General features: G+C 65.4%; 1 protein-coding gene. It reads left to right on the top strand.

Annotated features, from left to right (window positions below; all coding sequences use genetic code 11):
- Window positions 1–121: 121 nt before the first annotated feature.
- A partial coding sequence (locus F3J31_RS23185; RefSeq protein ID WP_167215708.1) for a PAS domain-containing protein occupies window positions 122–844 on the top strand: 723 nt, incomplete at its 3' end.

An 844-nucleotide genomic window follows, 5' to 3' on the forward strand; every position in this document is an offset into this window, starting at 1 on the left:
GCGCGAAACGGATTTTCCCCTGGGCAACGCTGGAGTCACGAGATTGGTCGCCAGGCACACTCCACACGTGCGCTCGCCCTCGGGCGGGCGCCACGACAGCTCCCGCACCACGAGGGGCGGCATGGGCGAGCTCATTGCCCAGCATGACTGGAGCACGACCAGCCTTGGGCCGTTGCCGCAATGGCGTGCTTCACTGCGCATCGCGGTCGACATGATGCTGATGTCGCCGTTTCCCAGCGCTGTGGTGTGGGGCCCCGACATGACGGTTATCCATAATGCCGGTTACCTGGCGCTGCTCGACAGCCCCGGCACGGTGCTGGGCCAGCACTTCGATACGCTGTGGCAGCAGCATTGGCAGAGCATCGGGCCGTGGGTGTACAAAGCCTTGGCCGGCAGCGCCAATTTTGTCGAGGCGCAACCCGTGCTGATTGCATCGCCGAACGCCGTTGGGCCTGCCTGGTATGCCTTCTGTTATACGCCCATTCGTGACGAAATGAATGAAGTCGCAGGGTTTCTGCACACGGTGATCGACACCACCGACAGCGTCGATGCGCACGCCCGCCGGCGCGACCAGGCGCTGGCCTTCGAGGGGCAGATCCACCGCTACATGGCCGACCGCGAGCAGATGTGGAAGTTGTCGCGCGACGCCATGCTGGTGGTCACCACCGACCTTAAGATCCAGGCCGCAAACCCCGCCTGGCAGCGGATTCTTGGTTGGCAGGAGGACCAGGTGCGGGACACCTCGATCCTGGCGCTGGTGCACCCGGCGGACCGGGCCGAAGTGGAAGTGGCGGCGCTCGAATTCACCCGTGGCGAGGGCGCCGGCCAGCTGGAAACCCGCCTG

This window comes from Enterobacter sp. Acro-832, assembly GCF_011752745.1.
GTDB classification, from domain to species: Bacteria; Pseudomonadota; Gammaproteobacteria; order Enterobacterales; family Enterobacteriaceae; genus Enterobacter; species Enterobacter quasiroggenkampii.